20 protein-coding genes and 1 other RNA gene are annotated in these 21,639 nt (G+C 66.4%); 11 read left to right on the forward strand and 10 right to left on the reverse strand.

Translation table 11 applies throughout. The features are described 5' to 3' along the window. Positions 1–5: 5 nt before the first annotated feature. The 10 genes from lapB to gyrA all read right to left on the reverse strand — a co-directional run bounded on the left by lapB (position 6) and on the right by gyrA (position 12,489). Positions 6–1,181, reverse strand: a complete 1,176-nt coding sequence (gene lapB, locus ACE3OU_RS11670; protein ID WP_374241735.1) for a lipopolysaccharide assembly protein LapB — start codon at positions 1,179–1,181, stop codon at positions 6–8. 4 nt (positions 1,182–1,185) lie between these two features. Next, positions 1,186–1,494, reverse strand: coding sequence for a lipopolysaccharide assembly protein LapA domain-containing protein (locus ACE3OU_RS11675; protein ID WP_374241736.1), 309 nt, complete (start codon positions 1,492–1,494; stop codon positions 1,186–1,188). Positions 1,495–1,591: 97 nt separating this feature from the next. Further along, positions 1,592–1,876 (reverse strand): integration host factor subunit beta, encoded by a 285-nt coding sequence (locus ACE3OU_RS11680; protein ID WP_079434022.1) that lies wholly within the window; start codon positions 1,874–1,876, stop codon positions 1,592–1,594. 11 nt (positions 1,877–1,887) lie between these two features. Further along, positions 1,888–3,594, reverse strand: a complete 1,707-nt coding sequence (gene rpsA / locus ACE3OU_RS11685) for a 30S ribosomal protein S1 (protein ID WP_374241737.1) — start codon at positions 3,592–3,594, stop codon at positions 1,888–1,890. A gap of 94 nt (positions 3,595–3,688) precedes the next feature. Next, complete coding sequence (locus ACE3OU_RS11690; RefSeq protein ID WP_374241738.1) at positions 3,689–5,647, reverse strand: bifunctional 3-phosphoshikimate 1-carboxyvinyltransferase/cytidylate kinase; 1,959 nt, start codon at positions 5,645–5,647, stop codon at positions 3,689–3,691. Between the two features lie 14 nt (positions 5,648–5,661). After that, entirely contained in the window at positions 5,662–6,555 is an 894-nt protein-coding gene (locus ACE3OU_RS11695; RefSeq protein WP_374241753.1) for a prephenate dehydrogenase, read from the reverse strand. Between the two features lie 11 nt (positions 6,556–6,566). Beyond that, a complete protein-coding gene (gene hisC, locus ACE3OU_RS11700; RefSeq protein ID WP_374241739.1) occupies positions 6,567–7,664 on the reverse strand; it encodes a histidinol-phosphate transaminase in 1,098 nt (365 codons plus the stop codon). Between the two features lie 20 nt (positions 7,665–7,684). Beyond that, positions 7,685–8,764 carry a prephenate dehydratase gene (pheA, locus tag ACE3OU_RS11705; RefSeq protein WP_374241754.1) on the reverse strand — a complete coding sequence of 360 codons (1,080 nt, stop codon included), beginning with the start codon at positions 8,762–8,764 and terminating at the stop codon, positions 7,685–7,687. Between the two features lie 37 nt (positions 8,765–8,801). Further along, the gene (gene serC / locus ACE3OU_RS11710) at positions 8,802–9,884 is read right to left on the reverse strand and encodes a 3-phosphoserine/phosphohydroxythreonine transaminase (protein WP_374241740.1); all 1,083 of its coding nucleotides are present in this window, start codon (positions 9,882–9,884) and stop codon (positions 8,802–8,804) included. A 28-nt stretch (positions 9,885–9,912) separates the two neighbouring features. Continuing rightward, complete coding sequence (gene gyrA / locus ACE3OU_RS11715; RefSeq protein ID WP_374241741.1) at positions 9,913–12,489, reverse strand: DNA gyrase subunit A; 2,577 nt, start codon at positions 12,487–12,489, stop codon at positions 9,913–9,915. A 232-nt stretch (positions 12,490–12,721) separates the two neighbouring features. Here gyrA and ACE3OU_RS11720 point away from each other — a divergent pair, with 232 nt between their 5' ends. From ACE3OU_RS11720 to ACE3OU_RS11770, 11 genes are all read left to right on the forward strand, one after another. After that, positions 12,722–13,447: an OmpA family protein gene (locus ACE3OU_RS11720; protein WP_374241742.1), complete on the forward strand. Its 726-nt coding sequence runs from the start codon at positions 12,722–12,724 to the stop codon at positions 13,445–13,447. Between the two features lie 72 nt (positions 13,448–13,519). After that, complete coding sequence (locus tag ACE3OU_RS11725; protein WP_374241743.1) at positions 13,520–14,842, forward strand: TRZ/ATZ family hydrolase; 1,323 nt, start codon at positions 13,520–13,522, stop codon at positions 14,840–14,842. Between the two features lie 90 nt (positions 14,843–14,932). Continuing rightward, positions 14,933–15,658, forward strand: a complete 726-nt coding sequence (locus tag ACE3OU_RS11730; protein WP_374241744.1) for an OmpA family protein — start codon at positions 14,933–14,935, stop codon at positions 15,656–15,658. A 141-nt stretch (positions 15,659–15,799) separates the two neighbouring features. Then, positions 15,800–16,495, forward strand: coding sequence for a bifunctional 2-polyprenyl-6-hydroxyphenol methylase/3-demethylubiquinol 3-O-methyltransferase UbiG (gene ubiG / locus ACE3OU_RS11735; RefSeq protein WP_374241745.1), 696 nt, complete (start codon positions 15,800–15,802; stop codon positions 16,493–16,495). Continuing rightward, complete coding sequence (locus tag ACE3OU_RS11740) at positions 16,488–17,144, forward strand: HAD family hydrolase (RefSeq protein WP_374241746.1); 657 nt, start codon at positions 16,488–16,490, stop codon at positions 17,142–17,144. The genes ubiG and ACE3OU_RS11740 overlap by 8 nt, the downstream gene beginning before the upstream one ends. A 60-nt stretch (positions 17,145–17,204) precedes the next feature. Then, positions 17,205–17,568, forward strand: a transfer-messenger RNA (tmRNA) gene (gene ssrA, locus ACE3OU_RS11745). Between the two features lie 206 nt (positions 17,569–17,774). Further along, positions 17,775–19,016 carry a tyrosine-type recombinase/integrase gene (locus ACE3OU_RS11750; protein WP_374241747.1) on the forward strand — a complete coding sequence of 414 codons (1,242 nt, stop codon included), beginning with the start codon at positions 17,775–17,777 and terminating at the stop codon, positions 19,014–19,016. Further along, positions 19,013–19,777 (forward strand): hypothetical protein, encoded by a 765-nt coding sequence (locus ACE3OU_RS11755; protein ID WP_374241748.1) that lies wholly within the window; start codon positions 19,013–19,015, stop codon positions 19,775–19,777. Before ACE3OU_RS11750 ends, ACE3OU_RS11755 begins: the two co-directional genes overlap by 4 nt. A 94-nt stretch (positions 19,778–19,871) precedes the next feature. Further along, complete coding sequence (locus ACE3OU_RS11760) at positions 19,872–20,120, forward strand: helix-turn-helix transcriptional regulator (RefSeq protein ID WP_374241749.1); 249 nt, start codon at positions 19,872–19,874, stop codon at positions 20,118–20,120. Positions 20,121–20,185: 65 nt separating this feature from the next. Continuing rightward, the gene (locus ACE3OU_RS11765) at positions 20,186–20,452 is read left to right on the forward strand and encodes a hypothetical protein (protein WP_374241750.1); all 267 of its coding nucleotides are present in this window, start codon (positions 20,186–20,188) and stop codon (positions 20,450–20,452) included. Further along, positions 20,449–21,639, forward strand: a 1,191-nt coding sequence (locus ACE3OU_RS11770) for a toprim domain-containing protein (RefSeq protein ID WP_374241751.1), incomplete at its 3' end; no start/stop codon positions are given. The genes ACE3OU_RS11765 and ACE3OU_RS11770, both read left to right, overlap by 4 nt.

The following is a 21,639-nucleotide window of genomic DNA, read 5'->3' on the forward strand; positions in this document are numbered from 1 at the left end:
GCGCCTCAGGGGGTCAGGTCGAATTCCTCGGTCCGCTTCGGCGGATAGGTCTCCCAGCCACCACAGGCCGGGCAGCGCCAGTAGAACTGGCGGGCCTTGAAGCCGCAGGCGTCGCAGCGGTAGCGGGCGACGCGGCGGGTATGCCCATGGACCAGGCTCTTGACGAGCTCGATGTCGGTGCGCTGTTCGGCCGGCGCGGTGAGGAGCGCGGCCTCGAGCAGCTTGTCGAGCCCGAGCAGGGTCGGGTTGCGGCGCAGCTCGTCGCGGACGAGCTGATAGGCCACCTGGGGCCCCTCCTTTTGCAGCTCCCACTGGAACACCGCGTCCAGGAGGTCCAGGGACGGATACTTGTCGAGGTAGCTGCGCAGCAGCTGCATGCCCTGCTCCAGCTCGTCGAGCCGGCGGTAGGCGTCCATGATGCGCTCGGCGACCAGCGCGAGGTACATCGGGTTCTGGTTCTCGACCTTCTTCCAGGCCTCGAGAGCGGCCCGGTCATCGCCGCGGGCGGCGCAGAGGTCGCCCATCAGCATGTTGGCGCGCACCGACTTGCGGTTCAGCTCGAGGGCCTGAACGAGGCTTTCCATGGCCTCGTCGAAACGGGAGTTGGCCATGGCGACGGCCGCCAGCTCACAATGGAAGTTGGCCACTTCCTTTTCCCACAGCACGCCTTCGTGGTGCGGCAGGACCTCGGCGATCTCGATGGCCTTCTTCCAGTCCTTCTCCTGCTGGTAGATGTCGAGGAGGTTGTTGAGGGCAAAGTCGTTGAAACGGGTGCCACGCAGCTTGACGAAGACGGCCTCCGCCCGGTCGAGCAGGCCGGCCTTGAGGAAATCGAGGCCCAACTCGGAGAGCGCATGCTGACGCTGATCGTCGGAGAGATCCTCACGATCGATGAGGTTCTGGTGCATGCGGATCGCGCGATCCGTCTCGCCACGGCGGCGGAACAGGCTCCCCAGCGCGAAGTGCAGCTCGACGGTCTGGTTGTCGATCTTGACCGCCTCGATGAAGGCATCGATGGCCTTGTCGGGCTGCTCGTTGAGCAGGAAGTTGAGCCCGGTCAGGTAGGTGCGCGGCAGCGCCCGCGACTCCTTGACCACGTGCTTGATGTCGATGCGGGCGGCCAGCCAGCCCAGCACGAAGAACAGCGGAAACGCCAGCAACCACCAGAGTTCGAATTCCATGGAATCAGTAGGTCTCCGGCAGATCCGGGCCATGGGCCAGCGGCGGCTGGCGGACGGGTTCGACAGGCGCAGCACGCCCCTGCTCCCCGCGCAGATGGCCGATCTCGCGATGCTGGCGATAAAGGGTGGCGATGGTCGCCGTCACGCCGATCAGCACACCGAGCACGACGAACAGCAGGATCACCAGCACCAGGGGCACTTGCCACTGGGTACCGAAGAAGAAACGCAGGACGACCACGTCGTCATTCTTCACTGCAAACCCGAAGAGCAGCAGGAAAAGGAACAGCCGGAAGATCCAGATAAGCAGGCGCATGCCCGAAATTATCCCTGACGTGAACAAAAAAAAGAAGGCGGCTTTCGCCGCCTTCTGGATCGGGCCAATGGCCACCGGGCCGGGAGACCGACAGGCATCAGCCCATCATGTCCACACGTTCCCGCAGTTCCTTGCCGGCCTTGAAGTGAGGCACATACTTCTCGGGCACCTGCACCTTTTCACCGGACTTCGGATTGCGCCCCACCCGGGGCGGACGGTAGTTGAGGGCAAAACTGCCAAAACCGCGGATCTCGATGCGATCACCCCGCGACAGGGCGTCGGTCATCGCATCGAGAATCATCTTTACCGCGAACTCGGCGTCCTTCGCGACCAGCTGGGGAAAACGCTCCGCCAGCCGGGCGATGAGCTCCGACTTGGTCATGCCCGAACCGCTTACTTCTGCTCGTTGAGCTTGGCCTTCAGCAGCGCACCCAGGTTGGTGGTGCCACTGGCAGCGGAACCGCTGTCAGACGCCAGCTTGCTCATCGCCTCGTTCTGCTCGACCTGATCCTTGGCGCGGATCGACAGGTTGATGCCACGGGTCTTGCGATCGACGTTGATGATCAGGGCCTCGACGGAGTCACCGACCTTCAGCAGCTGGGAGAGGTCGTCCACGCGGTCGCGGGAGTACTCGGAAGCACGCAGGTAGCCTTCGACATCGTCGTTCAGGGCGATCACGGCGCCACGGGCATCCACGGTCTTGACCGTGCCGGTCACGAGGGTGTTCTTGTCGTGGGTGGCGATGAAGTTGGTGAACGGGTCGCCTTCGAGCTGCTTGATGCCGAGGGAGATGCGCTCCTTCTCGACGTCGATGTTCAGCACCACGGCCTCGACCTCGTCGCCCTTCTTGTACTGGCGGACGGCTTCTTCGCCGGTCAGCGACCAGGACAGGTCGGACAGATGAACCAGACCGTCGATGCCGCCTTCCAGACCGATGAACACGCCGAAGTCGGTCAGGGACTTGATCTGGCCGCGGACCTTGTCGCCCTTCTTGTGGTTGATGGCGAAATCGTCCCACGGGTTGGACATGCACTGCTTCATGCCCAGGGAGATGCGGCGGCGGTCTTCGTCGATCTCGAGGATCATCACCTCGACTTCGTCGCCCAGCTGGACAACCTTGGTCGGGTGGATGTTCTTGTTGGTCCAGTCCATTTCGGAGACGTGAACCAGGCCTTCGATGCCCTGCTCGACTTCAACGAACGCACCGTAGTCGGTGATGTTGGTAACCTTGCCGAACAGGCGGGTGCCCTGCGGGTAGCGGCGGGAGATGCCGACCCACGGATCTTCGCCCAGCTGCTTGAGGCCCAGGGAGACGCGGTTCTTTTCCTGGTCGAACTTGAGCACCTTGGCTTCGAGTTCGTCGCCGACGGACAGGACTTCGGACGGGTGACGCACACGACGCCAGGCCAGGTCGGTGATGTGCAGCAGGCCGTCGATGCCGCCCAGATCCACGAACGCGCCGTAGTCGGTGATGTTCTTGACGATACCCTTGACGACAGTGCCTTCCTTGAGGGTCTCGAGGAGCTTCTGACGCTCTTCACCCATGGAGGCTTCCAGCACGGCGCGGCGGGAAACGACGACGTTGTTGCGCTTGCGGTCGAGCTTGATGACGCGGAATTCGAATTCCTTGCCTTCGAACGGGGTGGTGTCCTTGACCGGACGCATGTCCACCAGCGAACCCGGCAGGAAGGCACGGATGCCGTTGACCATGACGGTCAGGCCACCCTTCACCTTGCCGGTGATCATGCCCTTGACGAGGATCGCGTCGTTGAGGGCCTTGTCGAGGTCGTTCCAGGCGGCGATGCGCTTGGCCTTGTCGCGGGACAGGCGGGTCTCGCCGTAGCCGTCCTCGAGCTGCTCGATGGCAACCTGAACGTAGTCGCCGACCTGGGCGGTCAGCTCGCCGCGGTCGCTGCGGAACTCGTCGACCGGGATGTAGCTCTCGGACTTCAGGCCGGCATTGACGACCACGAAGTTCTGGTCGATGCGCACGACTTCGGCGGTGATGACTTCACCGGCGCGCATTTCCTGGCGATTGAGAGACTCCTCGAACAGCGCGGCAAAGCTATCCTCGAGGGAAACAGGGGTGGCAGTGGACATATGAAAAAAGAACCTTACAACCGTCGTGAGACGGCTCCTGGTTGAAAAACCCCCAGCGCCCGACTGGGGCTGGAGGACTGAACTTTTGAAGCGGCTACCTGAGCGCGGCGGCCTCGGCCATCACGAAATCGACCGCCTGATCGACGGTCATGTCGGAGGTGTCGAGGAGCACCGCATCGTCTTCTTTACGGAGCGGCGCCACCGCACGTCGGGAATCCCGCTCGTCGCGCTCGCGCAAGTCTCTCAGAAGATCGTCCATGTTAGCAGGCATTCCCTTACCGATCAACTGCTTATAACGGCGGTCCGCCCTCGCCTCGGCGGAGGCGGTAAGGAAGATCTTGACCGGGGCGTCCGGGAAGATCACCGAGCCCATGTCGCGCCCCTCGCCCACCAGGCCGGGCCCGCGGCGATAGGCGCGCTGGCGCCAGAACAACGCCTCCCGAACGGCCGGCAGCACGGCGACCCGCGAGGCGCCGACGGAGCAGGCCTCGCTGCGGATGGCGTCGGTCACGTCACGCCCGTCGAGCAGCACCCGGTCGCCCTCGAAACGCGCCGGCAGGGCTGACGCCAGGGCGGCCACCGTGGCCTCGTCGTCGAGGGCGACCCCCTTGTCGAGGGCCGCCAGCGCGACGATGCGGTACAACGCGCCGCTGTCGAGGTGGTCGAAGCCCAGCGCCGCAGCGACCCGCGCCGCCACGGTGCCCTTGCCGGAGGCCGACGGCCCGTCGATGGCGAGCACCGGCACCGGCCGGGTGATGCCGGCGAAGGTCTGGAAGTATTCGGGGAAAGTCTTGTTGACGCACTTCGGGTCGTTGATGCGCACGTAGGGGCCGCCGAGGGTCACCAGCGAGAAGCACATCGCCACACGGTGGTCGTCGTAAGTGTCGATCACCGCTGGCCGCAGGGCGGCGGGCGGCGTGACGCGCAGGCTCTCGGGGAACTCATCCACCGTTGCCCCGAGCTTGCGCAGCTCGGCTGCCATCGCGGCGATGCGGTCAGTCTCCTTGACGCGCCAGCTGCCGATGTTGCGCAGGGTGCTCGGCCCGTCGGCGAAGAGCGCCGCGACAGACAGCGTCATCGCTGCGTCGGGGATGTGGTTGAGGTCGAGATCGAAGGCCTTGAGCTTGCCGGAGGCCGGCGCCCGGGCTTCGATCCAGTCGTCGCCCCAGCTGATCTCGGCGCCCATCACGGCCAGCGCGTCGGCAAACTTCACGTCGCCCTGGATGCTCCGACGGCCGGCGCCCACCACGCGCACCGGACCGCCGCCGAGCGCCCCGGCAGCGAGGAAGTAGCTGGCGGTGGACGCGTCGCCCTCGACGGCGATCCTCCCCGGCGAGGTGTAGCGCTGGCCGGCCGGCACCGTGAAGCAGCTCCAGCCTTCACGCTCGACCCGCACGCCGAAGCGCTCCATCAGGTTGAGGGTGATCTCAACGTACGGCCGGCTGATCAGCTCGCCCTCGACCTCGATCACCAGCGGCTTGTCCCGCGCCACCAGCGGCGCCGCCTGCAGCAGGCCGGTGAGGAACTGGCTCGAAACGTTGCCGCGCACGCTGACCCGCTCGGCGCAGAGCGTCGCCGGCTTGAGGGCCAGCGGCGGATAGCCGGGCTCGCCCAGCCATTCGACCCGGGCGCCGAGCTGGGTGAGGCCGTCCACCAGATCACCGATAGGGCGCTCGTGCATGCGCGGCACGCCGGAGAGGCGCACCTCGGCGGCGGCATCGTCGCAACCCGACAGGGACGCCACGATGGCCGGCACCAGGGTGCGGATGCTGAGCCCGGAGTTGCCGACGAAGAGATCGGCGCGGAGCGTCGAAAAACGCCCGCCGCAGCCGGAAACACGCAGCGCGCCGCCCTCCTCCGCCACCTGGACGCCGAGGGCGACGATGGCGTTGCGCATCACGCGGGTGTCGTCGGAATCAAGCAGATCCTCGACCAGGGTGTCACCCTCGGCCAGGGCCGCCAGCAGCAGCACGCGGTTGGAAATGCTCTTGGAGCCGGGCAGGCGCACGGTGCCCGTGGCACGCAGCATCGGCGGCAGATCGATGAATTCCATGGAAGATCCTTGTGTCACTCGCCCGACGGCGGGGCGGGGAAGGCCTTGTCGGCCCAGGTGTTGCGGGCCCGGCTGGCTTCGTCGAAGACCCGCTCGAGGGCCGGGCCGTTGCCCTCGGCGAGCAGCGCGCGCAGGTAGGCCAGTTCGGTGAGGTAGGCGTCGAGCTCGGCCAGCAGGGAGTGCCGGTTGGCCACGCAGATGTCGCGCCACATCTCGGGGTGGCTGCCGGCGACCCGGGTGAAATCCCGGAAGCCGCTGGCCGCGTAGCTGAAGAGCTGTTCGGCGTTGGCCCGGCCCGCCAGGTCATGGACCAGACCGAAGGCCAGCAGGTGCGGCAGATGGCTGACCGCGGCGAAGACCCGGTCGTGGTCCTGGGGGCTCATCTCGCGCAGCACGGCGCCACAGGCCTCCCACAGCTCACGCACACGGGCGACGGCGGCCGGGTTGTTTTCGGGCAGCGGGGTGACGACCACCTTGCGCTGCCGGTAGAGATCGGCGCGGGCGGCCGAGGGGCCGCTCTTCTCGGCGCCGGCGATCGGGTGGGCCGGCACCACGGTGGCGAGATGCGGGCCGAAGTGGCGATAGATGGCCTCGATGACGTCGCGCTTGGTGCTGCCGGCGTCGGTGACGATGGTACCCGCCTCGAGATGTGGCGCGATGGCGGCGGCGACGGCATCCATCTGGCCGACCGGCATCGCCAGCAGCACGAGCTCGGCGCCGGCGAGGGCCTCGGCCCAGCCGGTGGCAGCCTCGTCGATGATGCCCAGCTCGCGGGCCGCGGCGAGGGGCTCGGGGCGCCGGCCGATGCCGACCACCCGCTCGACCAGCCCCGCCTGGCGCAGGGCCAGCGCGAAGGAGCCTCCGATCAGCCCGACGCCGCAGATGACGAGCTTGCCGACCTTCTTCACGCCGGCCATGCTCACACCAGGCAATCAGGCAGGACTTCGAGGAAGCGGGCGTTCTCGGCCTCCAGGCCGATGGAGACGCGCAGCCACTCGGGCATGCCGTAGCCGCCGATGGGCCGCACGATCACGCCGCGCTGGAGCAGCGCCGCGTTGACCGCCGCGCCGTCGCCGACCTTGAAGGTCACGAAGTTGCCGGCCGACGGGATCCAGTCGAGGCCGAGACGCTGGAAGCCCTCGGTGAGCTGGCGCATGCCGGCCGCGTTGGCCTCGAAACTGCGCTGCAGGAAGTCATCGTCGAACAGCGCCGCCGCGGCCGCGGAGAGGCCGACGCTGCACACGTTGAAGGGCTGGCGCACCCGGTTGAGCAGATCGATGACCGCCGGGTTGCCCAGCCCGTAGCCAACCCGCAGGCCGGCCAGGCCGTAGGCCTTGGAGAAGGTGCGGGACACCAGCAGGTTGGGGAAGCGCTGGATCCAGCCGATCGCGTCGTAGCGCTGGGCCGGCGCGAGGTATTCGGTGTAGGCCTCGTCGAGCACCACCAGCACGTCGGCCGGCACGCGGCCGAGGAAGGCCTCGAGCTCGGGGCCGGGGATGAAGGTGCCGGTCGGGTTGTTGGGGTTGGCGATGAAGACCACCCGGGTGGCCGGCGTGATCGCCGCCAGCATGGCGTCGAGGTCGTGGCCGAAGTTGCGTGCGGGCACCTGGATGCCCTTCGCGCCGGCGGCCTGGGTGGCCAGCGGATAGACGGCGAAGGCGTGCTGGGCGAAGACGGCCTCGCGCTCGGGGCCGAGGAAGGCGCCGGCGACCATCTCGAGCACATCGTTGGAGCCGTTGCCGAGCACGATCTGGTCCATGGCGACGCCGTAGCGGCGGCACAGCGCGTCCTTCAGCTCGAAGCCGTTGCCGTCCGGGTAGCGGGCGATATCGACCAGCGCCTGCTGCATGGCGGCGCGGGTCTTTTCACCGACGCCCAGGGGGTTCTCGTTGGAGGCGAGCTTGACGATGGACGCTTCATCCAGGCCCATCTCGCGGGCCAGTTCGGAGATCGGCTTGCCGGGCTGGTAGGGGGAGATGGCCCGGATATGGGCGGGTGCCAGGTCACACAAACGCATCGGTCACTCCAGTCGGGAAATCAGTACACGGCCTGGGGATAGGAGCCCAGGATCTTGAGGTAGGCGGCGTCGGCCACGAGGGCTTCGAGGGCGGCCTTGACCGCCGGCGCCTCCCGGTGGCCCTCGATGTCCACGTAGAAGACGTATTCCCACAGCGCGGCGCGGGCCGGGCGGGACTCGAGACGGCTCATGGAGACGCCCGCGGCGGCCAGCGGCGCGAGCAGTTCATGGACCGCACCGGGGCGGTTGGCGGCCGACATGATCAGCGAGGTCTTGTCGGCGCCACTGGGGCCGGCGTCGTGGCGGCCGAGCACCAGGAAGCGGGTGGTGTTGTTGGGCTCGTCCTCGATGTTCTCGACCAGGCGCGGCAGGTCATAGCGCTCGGAGGCGGCCTCGCCGGCGATCGCCGCGGTGCCGGGCTCGCTGGCGGCCAGCCGCGCGGCCTCGGCGTTGCTGCCCACCGAGATCCGCGGCACGCCGGGCAGCGACCGGTTGAGCCACTCGTGGCACTGGGCCAGGGACTGGGCGTGGGAATACACCTTGGTGATGGCGCCGAGGCTGGTTTCGCGGCTCATGAGGTGCTGGTGGATGCGCAGCACCACCTCGCCGCAGATCTTGAGCGGCGAACCCATCAGCAGGTCGAGGGTGCGGCCGACCGCGCCCTCGGTGGAGTTCTCGACGGGCACCACGCCATACTGGGCATGGCCGGCCTCGACCTCACGGAACACGTCGTCGATGGCCGCCTGGGGCGCCAGCCGCGCCGCGTGGCCGAAATGCTTGACCGCCGCGCTCTCGGAGAAGGTGCCCAGGGGGCCGAGGAAGGCGATCCCCAGCGGGTTCTCGAGGGACAGGCAGGCCGACATGACCTCGCGGAAGAAGAAGGTGACACTCTCGTTGGGCAGCGGCCCCTGATTGAGCGACTGGATGCGGCGCAGCACCTGGGCCTCGCGCTCGGGGCGGTAGACGTGGCCGGCCTCCCCGTAGCGGGACTTGATCTCGCCCACGTGCTCGGCGCAACGGGCCCGCCGGTTGAGCAGTTCGAGCAGTTGTGCGTCGATGGAATCGATCTGGTCGCGCACCACGCCCAGTTCCTTCTGCATCGCCTCTTTCATGCGATCTCCTGAAAAGCCGTGCCGCTCACGCCTTGCGCGCGGCGAAATCCTGCATCAAATCCACCAGCGCCTCGACACCGGCGATGGTCATCGCGTTGTAGAGGGAGGCACGCATGCCCCCCACCGACTTGTGCCCCTTGAGGCCCGACAGCTGGCGCTCGGCAGCCTCGGCCAGGAAGTCGGCGTCGAGGGCCGGGTTGGCCAGCGTGAAGGGCACGTTCATTCGCGAGCGGCTGGCGGCCTCGACCGGGTTCACGTAGAAACCCTGGCTGCCGTCGATGGCGTCGTAAAGACGCTTCGCCTTGGCGATGTTGGCCTGCTCGACCGCCGCCAGGCCCCCCTGGGCCTTGAGGTTCTTGAACACCAGGCCGGCGAGGTAGATGCCGAAGGTGGGCGGGGTGTTGAGCATCGAGCCGTGCTCGGCCATGGTGGCGAAGTCCATCACGCTGGGCGTGGAGGGCTGCGCCTTGCCGAGCAGGTCTTCGCGGACGATGACGATCACGAGGCCGGCCGGGCCGATGTTCTTTTGCGCGCCGGCGTAGATCAGGCCGTAGCGCGACACGTCCATCGGACGCGACAGGATGTGGGAGCTCATGTCGGCCACCAGCGGCACGCCAGCCGGCAGCGCGGGCAGCTCGAACATCTCGACGCCGTGGATGGTCTCGTTGGTGCAGAGGTGGGCGTAGGCGGCGCGGGGGTCGAACTGCAGCTCGTCGGCCCGCGGCACGCGGGTGAAGCGGTCGGCCTCGGTGGAGCCGGCCACCCGCACGCTGCCGATGCGCTGGGCCTCTTTGCAGGCCTTCTTGGACCACGAGCCGGTGAGCACGTAGTCGGCCGAGCCGCCGGCCAGCAGGTTCATCGGGATCTGGGCGAACTGCTGGGTGGCCCCGCCCTGCAGGAAGAGCACCTTGTAATTGGCCGGAATGCCCATCAGCTCGCGCAGGTCGGCCTCGGCCTCTTCGATGACGCCGGAGAAATCCTTGCCCCGGTGGCTCATCTCCATGATGCTCATGCCCCGCCCGTGCCAGTCGAGGAGTTCGTCGCGCACCTGTTCGAGCACGGCCGTCGGCAACACCGCCGGACCGGCCGAGAAATTGAAAATCCGCATCGTGTGAATCCTTCCTGCCTCAGTCTGCTCAGGCGTCGGCACCGGCTTCGCCGCCGTCGTCCTGATCGTCTTCGTCGCTCTCGAGAATCTTCTGCACGCCGGAGAGCCTGCTGCCCTCATCCACCGAGATCAGCGTGACGCCCTGGGTCGCCCGGCCCATCTCGCGGATCTCGGAGACGCGGGTGCGCACCAGCACACCGGCCGTGGTGATCAGCATGATCTGGTCCTTCTCGGTGACCAGGGTGGCCGCGACGACCTTGCCGTTGCGATCGCTGGTCTGGATTGCGATCATGCCCTTGGTGCCACGCCCGTGGCGGGTGTATTCCCCGATCGGGGTACGCTTGCCGTAGCCGTTCTCGGTGGCGGTGAGCACGCCCTGCTCTTCGTCGCGGGCCACCAGCATGGCGATCACGGTCTGGCCGTCCTCGAGCATCATGCCGCGCACACCGCGGGCCTGGCGGCCCATCGGGCGCACGTCGTTCTCGCTGAAGCGCACCGCCTTGCCGGCGTCGGAGAACATCATCACGTCGTGCTGACCGTCGGTGATCGCCACGCCGACCAGGTAATCGCCCTCGTCGAGGCCGACCGCGATGATGCCGGCCTTGCGCGGGTTGGCGAAATCGGTGAGCGGGGTCTTCTTGACGGTGCCCTGGGCCGTGGCCATGAAGATGAAATGACCTTCGTCGAACTCCTTGACCGGCAGCACCGCGGTGATCTTCTCGCCCTCGAGGAGCGGAAAGAGATTGACGATGGGCTTGCCGCGGGCGTTGCGGTTGCCCTCCGGCACCTCATACACCTTGAGCCAGTACAGCCGGCCACGGTTGGAGAAGCACAGGATGTGGTCGTGGGTGTTGGCCACGAAGAGCTGGTCGACGAAGTCGTCGTCCTTCACCGCCGCCGCCTGCTTGCCGCGGCCGCCGCGCTTCTGGGCGCGGTAGTCGGTGAGCGGCTGGCGCTTGAAGTAGCCGGTGTGGGACAAGGTGACGACCATGTCCTGGGGCGCGATCAGGTCTTCGATGTTGATCTCGGCGGTGTTCATCACCACCTCGGAACGCCGCGGGTCGCCGAACTGCTGCTTGATGACCGACAGGTCGTCGCTGATGATCGCGGTGATCCGCTCGGGGCGCGCCAGGATGTCGAGCAGGTCGGCGATGAGGGCCATCACGTCGCGGTATTCGCCGACGATCTTGTCCTGCTCGAGGCCGGTGAGGCGCTGCAGGCGCAGCTCGAGGATGGCCTGGGCCTGGGCCTCGGAGAGCCGGTAGCCCTGGGCCGACAGGCCGTACTCGGGGGCCAGGCCTTCGGGGCGGAAGCTGTCGGAGGCGGCGCGGGCGAGCATCTCCTCGACCAGCTGCGAGCGCCACTGGCGCGCCATCAGCGCCCGCTTGGCGTCGGGCGGCGTGGGCGCGGCCTTGATGAGGGCGATGATCTCGTCCACGTTGGACAGCGCCACCGCCAGGCCTTCCAGGATGTGACCGCGTTCGCGGGCCTTGCGCAGTTCGAAGATGGTGCGGCGGGTGATGACCTCGCGGCGATGCGCGAGGAAGCACTCGAGCATCTGGCGCAGATCCAGCAGGCGCGGCTTGCCATCGACCAGCGCCACCATGTTCATGCCGAAGGTGTCCTGCAGCTGGGTCTGCTTGAACAGATTGTTCAGCACCACGTCGGGCATCTCGTTGCGCTTGAGTTCGATCACCACACGCATGCCCGACTTGTCGGACTCGTCACGGATGTCGCTGATGCCCTCGATGCGCTTCTCGTTGACCAGCTCGGCGATCTTCTCGATCAGGCTCTTCTTGTTAACCTGATACGGGATCTCGTCGACGATGATCGCCTGGCGGTCGCCCTTGCCGATGTCCTCGAAGTGGGTGCGGGCACGCATGATGACCCGGCCGCGGCCGGTGCGGTAGCCCTCCTGGACGCCGGCCAGGCCGTAGATCAGGCCGGCGGTGGGAAAGTCGGGCGCCGGGACGATCTTGATCAGCTCGTCGATGCTGACGTCCGGCTCGGCCAGCAGCTTCTGGCAGGCGTCGACCACCTCGGAGAGGTTGTGGGGCGGGATGTTGGTGGCCATGCCCACCGCGATACCCCCCGAGCCGTTGATCAGCAGGTTGGGGATGCGCGACGGGAGCACCAGCGGCTCTTTTTCGGAGCCATCGTAGTTGGGCCCGAAATCGACGGTTTCCTTGTCGATGTCGGCCAGCAGCTCGTGGCCGATCTTGGCCATCCGGATTTCGGTGTAACGCATCGCCGCCGCGCTGTCGCCGTCCACCGAGCCGAAGTTGCCCTGGCCGTCGACCAGCATGTAGCGCAGCGAGAAATCCTGGGCCATCCGCACGATGGTGTCGTAAACAGACTGGTCACCGTGGGGGTGATACTTACCGATCACGTCACCGACGATACGCGCCGATTTCTTGTAGGCTTTGTTCCAGTCGTTACCGAGTTCGTGCATGGCGTAGAGCACTCGGCGATGCACGGGCTTAAGACCATCGCGCACGTCGGGCAGCGCCCGCCCGACGATCACGCTCATCGCGTAATCCAGGTAGGCGTGGCGCATCTCGTCTTCGAGGCTGATGGGGATGGTTTCTTTGGCGAACGGGATCATGGCACTGCGGGAAATCGACTATTCGTCGAAGAGACGAAAAACGGTGATTCTAGCACGCCGCGCGCCCCTTTCCCGGCGGCCCCTCCCCCGCCCGGCCGCCTGCGGCGCGGCGGCACGAAACAGACTCCGCCCCATGCGTTGTTGCCGGGCGTCAGCCTGTGCTCTAATCGCGCCACTCGACCACCCCGATACGGGCGCGCAGACAGCCCAATCGTCTCAAGGAGGAAACCCCATGATCGCCACCCCATTCCGCCTGGCGTCCGCCACCCTGCTGATGCTTGCCAGCCTCGGCGCCACGGCCCAGAGCAAGGACATCGTCGTTGACGGCCAGGGCGAAGTACCCTACGTCGTCGACCAGCGCAACGTCGTCGCCCGCAGCGGCTTCGACCTGTGCTGGCGCACCGGCTACTGGACCCCGGCCGCCGCCGGCGCCGTCAAGGCCGGCGAACTGCCGGTCGGCTGCCAGTGCGACAAGGACGTGCTGGGCGCCGACACCTGCGTGCCCGCCACCGCCCGCGGCGTCGCCAGCGCCCCCGCCGCAGCGGCAGCCGCGGCACCGGCCGCTCCGGCCCGCTGCGACTTCAGCGTGAACCTCGCCGCCGACAGCACCTTCGCCTTCAACAAGGCCGCGCTGACCGGCGCCGCCAGAACCACCCTCGACCAGGCCGTGATCGCCAAGATGGGCAACTGCGCCACCATCGACTCGCTGATCATCACCGGCCACACCGACCGCCTGGGTTCCCAGGGCTACAACCAGAAGCTTTCCGAGAAGCGCGCCGACGCCGTCAAGGCCTACCTGCTGGGCAAGGGCGTGAAGGCTGCCAACGTCGAAACCATGGGCGCCGGCAAGACCCAGCCGATCAAGAGCTGCGACGACAAGCTCGGGCGCAAGAAGCTGATCGAATGCCTCGCCCCCAACCGCCGCGTCACCGTGGACGTCAAGGGCCCTGCCAAGTAAGCTGGCCGCACCTGGCCATTGCCCACCAAAACCCCGCCATGGCGGGGTTTTTTTCTGCCCGAAGCCCACGCCATGACGCCGCCCCCCACCGTCGACCTCCTCATCGAAGCCCGCTGGATCATCCCCGTCGAGCCCTCCGACACGACCCTGGAACACCATGCCGTCGCCGTCCTGGACGGCCGCATCGTCGACATCCTGCCCACCGCCGATGCCCGCCAGCGCTACGCCGCCGCGGAAACCGTCAGCCTCACCGAGCATGTCCTGATCCCCGGGCTCGTCAATCTGCACTGCCACGCCGCCATGACGCTGATGCGCGGCCTCGCCGACGATCTGCCCCTGATGCGCTGGCTCAACGAAGCCATCTGGCCCGCCGAAACGCGCCACGCCTCGACGACCTTCGTCCGCGACGGCAGCCTGCTGGCGGCCGCGGAGATGCTGCGCGGCGGCATCACCACCTGCAACGATATGTACTTCTACCCGGAGGCCACCGCCGAGGCCTTCAGCCGGCTCGGCCTGCGGGGCGTGCTCGGGATCACCGTCATCGAGTTCCCGTCGCAATACGCCTCCGACGCCGACGACTATCTGAGCAAGGGCCTCGCCACCTTCGACGCCTGGCGCGACGACCCGCTGATCCACTTCACCCTGTCGCCCCACGCCCCCTACACCGTCGCCGACAAGACCCTCGAACGCGTCGCCTCCCTGGCCGACGAGCTCGAATTGCCCATCCACATCCACATCCACGAAACCCTCAGCGAGATAAACGACAGCCTGCGCGACTTCGGCCAACGACCGATCAGCCGGCTCGATCAGCTCGGCCTGCTCGGCCCCAACCTGATCGGCGTGCACGCCGTTCATCTCGACGACGGCGACATCGATCGCCTGACGCTCCACAACTGCGCCATCGCCCACTGCCCCACCTCCAACATGAAGCTCGCCAGCGGTGCCGCCCCGGCTGCCCGGCTGCTCGACAGGGGCCTGAACGTCGGGCTCGGCACCGACGGCGCTGCCAGCAACAACCGGCTCGACCTCTTCCGCGAGATGCAGCAGGCCAGCCTGCTCGCCAAGCTCACCACCGGCGACGCCGCAGCCCTGCCCGCCCACCGCGCCCTGCGCATGGCCACCCTGGACGGCGCACGAGCCCTCGGCCTCGACCACCTCATCGGCTCCCTCTCCCCCGGCAAGGCCGCCGACCTCTGCGCCGTGCGCGTCTCCGACCCCGACGCGCTACCCTGCTTTCACCCGGTTTCGCACCTCGTCCACGTGCTCGGACGGCACGACGTCTCGGACGTCTGGGTGGCAGGAAGGCCCCGCGTACAAGGCGGCAGACTGTTGCAAATAACCAACACGGAGCTATTGAGCACCGCCCGCCTATGGCAGAATAGGCTCCGCCAATGAATTGGATATGCTGCCTGAGTTCATCACGCGAACTCCAGCAAGTTTTAAGAATTTTCCGGTTCTACCCTTTGCCTTGCGACGAGGAAAACGATGATCAAACAAGCCAAAAAACAACTGCTGATGGCCGCCGCTCTGGCCGCCCTCGGCCTGTCTGCCTCCGCCAGCTTCGCCAAAGACATCGTCGTTGACACGAAAGGCGAAGTGCCTTACGTGATCGACGCGCGTAATGTCGTTGCCCGCAGCGGCTTCGACCTCTGCTGGCGCACCGGCTACTGGACCCCGGCTGCCGCCACCAACACCATGGCCGGCAACCTGCCGGTCGGCTGCGAGTGCGACAAGGACGTCGTCCCGGCCGACAAGTGCGCCCCCGCCGCCGCTCCGGCCGCTGGCGCCCGCGCCGCTGCTCCGGCTGCCGTCGCCCCGGTTGGCGAAAAGGTCAAGCTGGCCGCCGACACCCTGTTCGAGTTCAACAAGGCCGTCCTGCTGCCCGCCGGCAAGGCCAAGCTCGACGATCTCGCCGCCAAGTCCAAGGACATGAAGCTGGAAGTCATCCTGGCCGTCGGTCACACCGACCGCATCGGCAGCGACTCCTACAACCAGAAGCTGTCCGAGAAGCGTGCCGCCGCCGTCAAGACCTACCTGGTCGGCAAGGGCGTCGAAGCCAACCGCGTCTACACCGAAGGCAAGGGCGAGAAGCAGCCCGTGACCGCCGGCAAGTGCAACAACCTCGGCAAGGACAGCGGCAAGAACAAGAAGCTGGTCGAGTGCCTGCAGCCGGATCGTCGCGTCGAAATCGAAGTGATCGGCACCAAGTAATTCGCGCCGTCCTTCTGACTTCGCGTCAGTCGTCAAAAAGCCCTGCCCTGCAGGGCTTTTTGTTTTTCAGCCAACCGTGGCCACTGCCCGGCTCTCGCAATACAATCCCAGCCTGACCGATCACTTTCCGGATGCTGTTTCATGAACGCCGATCCCGCCGAACTGCAGAAATTCAGTGACCTCGCCCACCGCTGGTGGGACCCCGAATCCGAGTTCAAGCCGCTCCACCAGATCAATCCCCTGCGCCTCGACTGGATAGATACCAACGCCAGCATTGCCGGCAAGAAGGTCGTCGATATCGGCTGCGGCGGCGGCATCCTGGCCGAATCCATGGCTGCCCGGGGCGCCCAGGTCACCGGCGTCGACCTCTCCGACAAGGCCCTCGGCGTCGCCCGGCTGCACCTCTTCGAGAGCGGGCAGCAAGTGGATTACCGCCACATCTCCGCCGAAGACCTTGCACGCGAATGCCCGGCCAGCTTCGATGTCGTAACCTGCATGGAAATGCTCGAACACGTCCCCGTTCCGGCCAGCACCATCCGTGCCTGCGCGACGCTGGTAAAGCCCGGTGGGAGCGTCTTCTTCTCGACCCTAAACCGCAACCTCAAGGCCTATCTGATGGCCGTGGTCGGCGCGGAATACGTCCTCAACCTCCTGCCGCGGGGCACTCACGAGTACGCCAAGTTCATCAAACCTTCCGAACTCGCCCGCTACGTGCGTGAAGCCGGGCTGGACGTCGAAGAGATCATCGGGATGCAGTACAACCCTTTCAGCAAGGTCTATTCCCTCGGCCGCGACACCGACGTCAATTACCTCATGCGCACGACCCGGAATGGCTGACGCCGTCTTCTTCGACCTCGACGGCACACTCGCGGACACCGCCCCCGACCTGGCCGGCGCCCTCAACCGGCTGCAGCGCGAGCACGGCCTCGAGCCCACGCCCTTCGAGTTGCTGCGCCCCCAGGTCTCCCATGGCGTTCGTGGCATGCTGGGCGTGGGCTTCGGCCTGACGCCCGACGCTGCCGGATACGCGCCACTGGCCGCGCGCTTTCTCGAGCTTTATAACGACACCCTGTGCGTCGAGACCCGGCTCTTCGAGGGCATGGAGGCGCTCCTCCACAGTCTGGACGAGCGGGGCATCCCCTGGGGCGTGGTCACGAACAAGGCCGAGCGCCTGGCGCACCCAATCATCGACGCCCTCGGTCTCAGCGGACGCTGCGCCTGCGTCGTGGGCGGTGACACTGCCGCCCGGCCCAAGCCCTTTCCCGACCCGCTGCTGCACGCCTGCACCGGTGCTGGCGTCGAGCCCACACGCTGCCTCTACGTCGGCGACGACATCCGTGACATCCACGCCGGCAGAGCTGCTGGCATGACGACCCTGGCCGTCGCCTACGGCTATCTCGGCAGCGCCGAGCCCATAGACGCCTGGCAAGCTGACGCAATCATCGCCCACCCACGGGAAATCCTCGCGTTTCTGAAAAATCGCTGATCGCGTGTTATGATTGGGAACCTTTCGGCGTTTGCCGAAACTAACCAAGGCAGCAAAATTGGGGCCGACCTGGCTTCGACGTGGGTTGCAAAGCAGATCAGGGCATACCGAGGACCAGTCACCTCGTAAATCAACTGGAAAACTACAAACGCCAACGACGAGCGTTTCGCTCTGGCCGCTTAAGGCCTAAGCCGCTGCACTGATTCGTTCCTGGGTCAGGTGGGGTAAAACCCAATGCAGTGTCATTTACAGGAACTAGCAACGGTCCGGGTTACTTGGTCCCGCGCGAAATTCAAGGTGACTCGCCCGTAGTCGGCCTGCCGACTGGCTAAACTCCGGGTTAAATCCAAGTAGGTCGGCTAAGTATGTAGAACTGACTGTAGAGGACTTGCGGACGGGGGTTCGATTCCCCCCGGCTCCACCAAGAACGATTCCGGAGCGTTCCGGACAAAGCCGGGAAAGCCGGGAAAGCCAAGTAAAATAAGGCTTTCCCGGCTTTTTTTATCCCTACCGTTCCGGCACGTTCCGCCCTAAGCCGGCCTCTCGTGGGGGTAGATCCTGGGGTATGTAGGGGGTATCCCCCCGACGATACCCCCACGGCTGGGATACCCCCAAGCCGGAGATACCCCCATGCCCCTGACCGAAACCCAGATCAAGGCCCTGAAGCCTGGCGAGAAGGCCCGCAAGGTGGCGGACGAAAAAGGGCTTTACCTGCTGGTGCAGCCCAGCGGCGGCAAGCTGTGGCGGCTCAAGTACCGGGTGGACGGAAAGGAAAAGCTGCTCGCCCTGGGGGCTTACCCCGATGTGACTCTCAAGATGGCGAGGGAGCGCCGGGACGAAGCCCGCCGGCTCCTGGCGGATGGAATAGACCCCAGCGAACACCGCAAGGCCCACAAGGCGGCCCGCGAAGACGCACAGGCAAACAGCTTCGAAGCCATCGCCCGGGAGTGGTTCACCAAGATGCTGCCCACCTGGGTTCCTGGCCATGCAGACAAGATCTTGCGCCGCCTGGAACGTGACGTGTTCCCCTGGATTGGCAGCAAGCCCATTGCCGACATTACCGCCCCTGACCTGCTGACCGTGGCCCGCAGGGTCGAAGCCCGGGGGCGCCTCGAAACGGCCCACCGTGTCTTACAGAACTGCGGGCAGGTGTTCCGCTATGCCGTGGCCACCGGACCGGCCGAACGCGATCCTACGGGCGATCTACGCGGCGCCCTGCCCCCGACTCGAGAGAAGCACATGCCAGCGATCACCGACCCGGCCGAAGTGGCAGGCCTGCTGCGGGCTATCGATGCCTTCCGGGGCACGCTGACCGTGAAAAGCGCCCTTCAGCTCGCCCCCTTGGTGTTCGTTCGCCCTGGCGAGCTGCGGAAAGCGGAATGGGCCGAAATCGACCTTGAAAAGGGTGAATGGAACATTCCGGCCGAACGCATGAAGGGATGGAAGCGCAAGGGCGTGACAACGCCTCACCTCGTGCCCCTCGCCCCTCAAGCCGTGGCGATCCTGCAAGAGCTGCGCCCGCTCACGGGCCGGGGCCGGCATGTCTTCGCCGGACGCGATCCGAAGAAGTGCATGAGTGACGCCGCCGTGAATGCCGCCCTGCGCCGCATGGGTTACGACACGAAAACCGAGATGACCGGGCACGGCTTTCGGGCGATGGCCCGGACGATCCTGCATGAAGAGCTTGGCATTGACCGGGAAGTGATCGAACACCAGCTTGCTCACGCCGTGCCCGATGCCCTGGGCACCGCCTACAACCGGACAAAGTTCATCAAGGACCGACGCCGGATGATGGATCTATGGGCGGACTACCTGGGGCGGCTCAAGGCGGGGGCGGAGGTGGTAGAACTGCCCGGCCGGGGGGCGGCATGAGCGCAACGCCTGAAAATCCAGACTGGAGCGGCCTGTCAGTCTATGAGCGGGCAGAAAAGTATTCAAAATGGCTTGAAAGCCTTCCGCTTCGGGAGCGTGTTTCGTATTTGTTGATGCAATGTGTTCACCCGCATTCCTCTCCAAAAGATCGCGAGGCGTTGGAGCGATTGACGACCCGAGAAGCTGCCTTGAATGCCTGGGGAAAACTCTGTTCAATGACCGTCAAACGTGACGGGTGGTGCTTTGATTCCGTGGTGTCGTGGGTGGCCCGCGATGCGGCTTTTTGCTTCCTGGCTCCGGCTCAAAAACGCACCGCGGCGGAGATCAAGAGAGCCGGACAGAAAGCCGCCAGTCTGGCGAAAGAGCTTGCCGAACTGATTGAAGGGCATTCGACGCTTCAGTTTCCGGGCTACAGGTTCTCCCCACCTGACATGAAGAACGCAAGTCTTGAGATTTTCAGCGAGGGGACGCACCGGGGGCTTACCTACCGGCTTCGTGCATTTTCCGATCTTGCCGCCAAGTCTGCCGCCTACACCCCTGTCGTACCACGTCCTAACTCGGAATCTGCGGACGCTCGCGCCCTGGCCGTCCGCCTTTGCGAGATGTTCGATTACGCCTATGGAGCGCCGTGCATTGAAGTTGCCGCCGCCCTTGTGTCCGAGGCTTTCGACACCCTGATAGATGCCGACACGGTAAAGAAGTGGTGGCAACGCAGGGAAGTTGAAGAAGGTCCGGGGGACACTTCCGAAGAATTGCCATAGGGAAGCGTCCCCGACAATCGCGCGGGGGATTCAGAAAATGCCGCCATGTGCTCCGAGTAGTTCCGCCCGGAGCGATCCAAAAGGATGAAAAAACATGGCAATGCAAGTCACCCGCGCCCCGGATACTCCCCTTGCAATCCTTCGCCGGCCCGAAGTCGAAGCCCGTACCGGGCTGGCCTGTTCCACGATCTACGACGGTATCAAGGCCGGCACCTTCCCGGCCCCTATCCAGCTTGGCCCCAAGGCTGTCGGCTGGGTTGAATCGGAAATCAACGCCTGGCTTGCCGCCCGGGTGGTGGCCCGTGATGCGGCCCGCAAGGCGTCGAAGGAAGGGGGCCGGTAATGGCCCGGAAGAAACGCGCCGCCCCTGCGCCTGGCGGCTCCCTCCTGCCCCCCCTGGGCGATCTGTTGGCGGAAGATCTGCGACAAGCCGACGAACTGGCCGCCGCGATCACCGGCAAGGCAGCCCCTGAGCATCGCCCATACCTGGCCCTCTGGCTGGCCGTGGAACGCCTGCGCCGAACCATTCAAGCCGCGGCCCCTGCTCCCTGGGAAGTAGGCAAGGAAGCGACCTACGACAAGGCCCGCGCCCTTGGTGTAGCCCCTGAAGCCGGGGAGTGTTGGCAAGCCCTCGCACAGCGCCTGAAACAGGTTTCGGGGTGGCCGGCGGCATGATCGATACCGCTTCCATCCTCGACCAATTCCGGGCCGCCGCTTCGGCCCGCGGCCTGCGCCTGCCCGATCACCTCGACGCTGATGGCAAGCTGCACCGTTGCGAGCTGCGGGACGGCCCCAAGGGTAAGAAGGACGGCGCCTATCTGCTGCACCTCGATGGTGTGCCGGCCGGTGGCTTCCAGAACTTCCGGGATGGCCTCGATTGGGAGAACTGGCGGGCCGACATCGGCCGCCAGCTCACCCCCGAAGAGGAAGCCGCCAACCGCGCCCGCATGGAAGCCCAGCGGGCCGAACGCGAGGCCGAAGCCCGCGCCAAGCGGGACAAGGCCCGCCGCAAGGCGAACGCGATATGGAGTGGTGCCAAGCCGGCGCCGGACGATCACCCTTACCTGCAACGCAAGGCGGTTCCGTCCTTCGGCCTGCGGGTGGCCTCCTGGCCGAAGTGGCAGGAGGTGCGCCCCGGTGAATGGCGCGAGGAACGCATTCAGGGCGCCTTGCTGGTGCCCATGCGCAGCCCTTCCGGCACCCTGCACAGCCTGCAGGCGATCTACGCCGACAAGGTGGACGGCCGCGACAAAGACTTCCTGCCCCACGGCGAGAAGGCCGGCAAGTTTCACCTGATTGGCGAGATCGCCCCCGAGCTGCCCGTGTGCGTGGCCGAAGGCTACGCGACGGCCGCCAGCATTCACCAGGCCAGCGGCTGGCCTGTGGCGGTGGCCTTCGACGCGGGCAGCCTCGAAGCCGTGGCCCGTGCCCTGCATGAGGCATACCCGGGCGCCCGCTTCATCCTGTGCGCCGATGACGACGCCTTCGGCGAGTGCTTCGCCTGCAAGGCGCCGGTACGGGTGGCCGATGGTGACACCTGCCCGGCCTGTGGCCAGCCCCACAAGCGCCGCAACGCGGGCCAGCTCCGGGCACGCGGAGCCGCCCGGGCGGTGGGCGGTGTGGTCGCCTCGCCCGAGTGGGCGGACCCGGCCGGGCGCTGGCAGGGCTACCAGGACACCCGCAAGGCCCCGACCGACTTCAACGACCTGGCGAACAGCGCCCACGACGGCGAAGGCCCGGCCGCGGTGCGCCGCATCCTCGAAGCGGCCCGCGCCTTGCTGGCAGGCCCGCAGGGCGATGAAACGCCCCTCGATGCACCGACCCCCACACCCGAAGCCGAAACGCCCGCCAGCGGCCCAGAA

The organism is Zoogloea sp. (genome assembly GCF_041908905.1).
In the GTDB taxonomy this organism is placed as follows: Bacteria; Pseudomonadota; Gammaproteobacteria; order Burkholderiales; family Rhodocyclaceae; genus Zoogloea.

What these genes read in the sequence shown, in the direction of transcription:
- lapB (WP_374241735.1), bottom strand. Translation starts at nt 1,181, where the DNA reads ATGGAATTCGAACTCTGGTGGTTGCTGGCGTTTCCGCTGTTCTTCGTG.
- ACE3OU_RS11675 (WP_374241736.1), bottom strand. Translation starts at nt 1,494, where the DNA reads ATGCGCCTGCTTATCTGGATCTTCCGGCTGTTCCTTTTCCTGCTGCTC.
- ACE3OU_RS11680 (WP_079434022.1), bottom strand. Translation starts at nt 1,876, where the DNA reads ATGACCAAGTCGGAGCTCATCGCCCGGCTGGCGGAGCGTTTTCCCCAG.
- rpsA (WP_374241737.1), bottom strand. Translation starts at nt 3,594, where the DNA reads ATGTCCACTGCCACCCCTGTTTCCCTCGAGGATAGCTTTGCCGCGCTG.
- ACE3OU_RS11690 (WP_374241738.1), bottom strand. Translation starts at nt 5,647, where the DNA reads ATGGAATTCATCGATCTGCCGCCGATGCTGCGTGCCACGGGCACCGTG.
- hisC (WP_374241739.1), bottom strand. Translation starts at nt 7,664, where the DNA reads ATGCGTTTGTGTGACCTGGCACCCGCCCATATCCGGGCCATCTCCCCC.
- pheA (WP_374241754.1), bottom strand. Translation starts at nt 8,764, where the DNA reads ATGCAGAAGGAACTGGGCGTGGTGCGCGACCAGATCGATTCCATCGAC.
- serC (WP_374241740.1), bottom strand. Translation starts at nt 9,884, where the DNA reads ATGCGGATTTTCAATTTCTCGGCCGGTCCGGCGGTGTTGCCGACGGCC.
- gyrA (WP_374241741.1), bottom strand. Translation starts at nt 12,489, where the DNA reads ATGATCCCGTTCGCCAAAGAAACCATCCCCATCAGCCTCGAAGACGAG.
- ACE3OU_RS11720 (WP_374241742.1), top strand. Translation starts at nt 12,722, where the DNA reads ATGATCGCCACCCCATTCCGCCTGGCGTCCGCCACCCTGCTGATGCTT.
- ACE3OU_RS11725 (WP_374241743.1), top strand. Translation starts at nt 13,520, where the DNA reads ATGACGCCGCCCCCCACCGTCGACCTCCTCATCGAAGCCCGCTGGATC.
- ACE3OU_RS11730 (WP_374241744.1), top strand. Translation starts at nt 14,933, where the DNA reads ATGATCAAACAAGCCAAAAAACAACTGCTGATGGCCGCCGCTCTGGCC.
- ubiG (WP_374241745.1), top strand. Translation starts at nt 15,800, where the DNA reads ATGAACGCCGATCCCGCCGAACTGCAGAAATTCAGTGACCTCGCCCAC.
- ACE3OU_RS11740 (WP_374241746.1), top strand. Translation starts at nt 16,488, where the DNA reads ATGGCTGACGCCGTCTTCTTCGACCTCGACGGCACACTCGCGGACACC.
- ACE3OU_RS11750 (WP_374241747.1), top strand. Translation starts at nt 17,775, where the DNA reads ATGCCCCTGACCGAAACCCAGATCAAGGCCCTGAAGCCTGGCGAGAAG.
- ACE3OU_RS11755 (WP_374241748.1), top strand. Translation starts at nt 19,013, where the DNA reads ATGAGCGCAACGCCTGAAAATCCAGACTGGAGCGGCCTGTCAGTCTAT.
- ACE3OU_RS11760 (WP_374241749.1), top strand. Translation starts at nt 19,872, where the DNA reads ATGGCAATGCAAGTCACCCGCGCCCCGGATACTCCCCTTGCAATCCTT.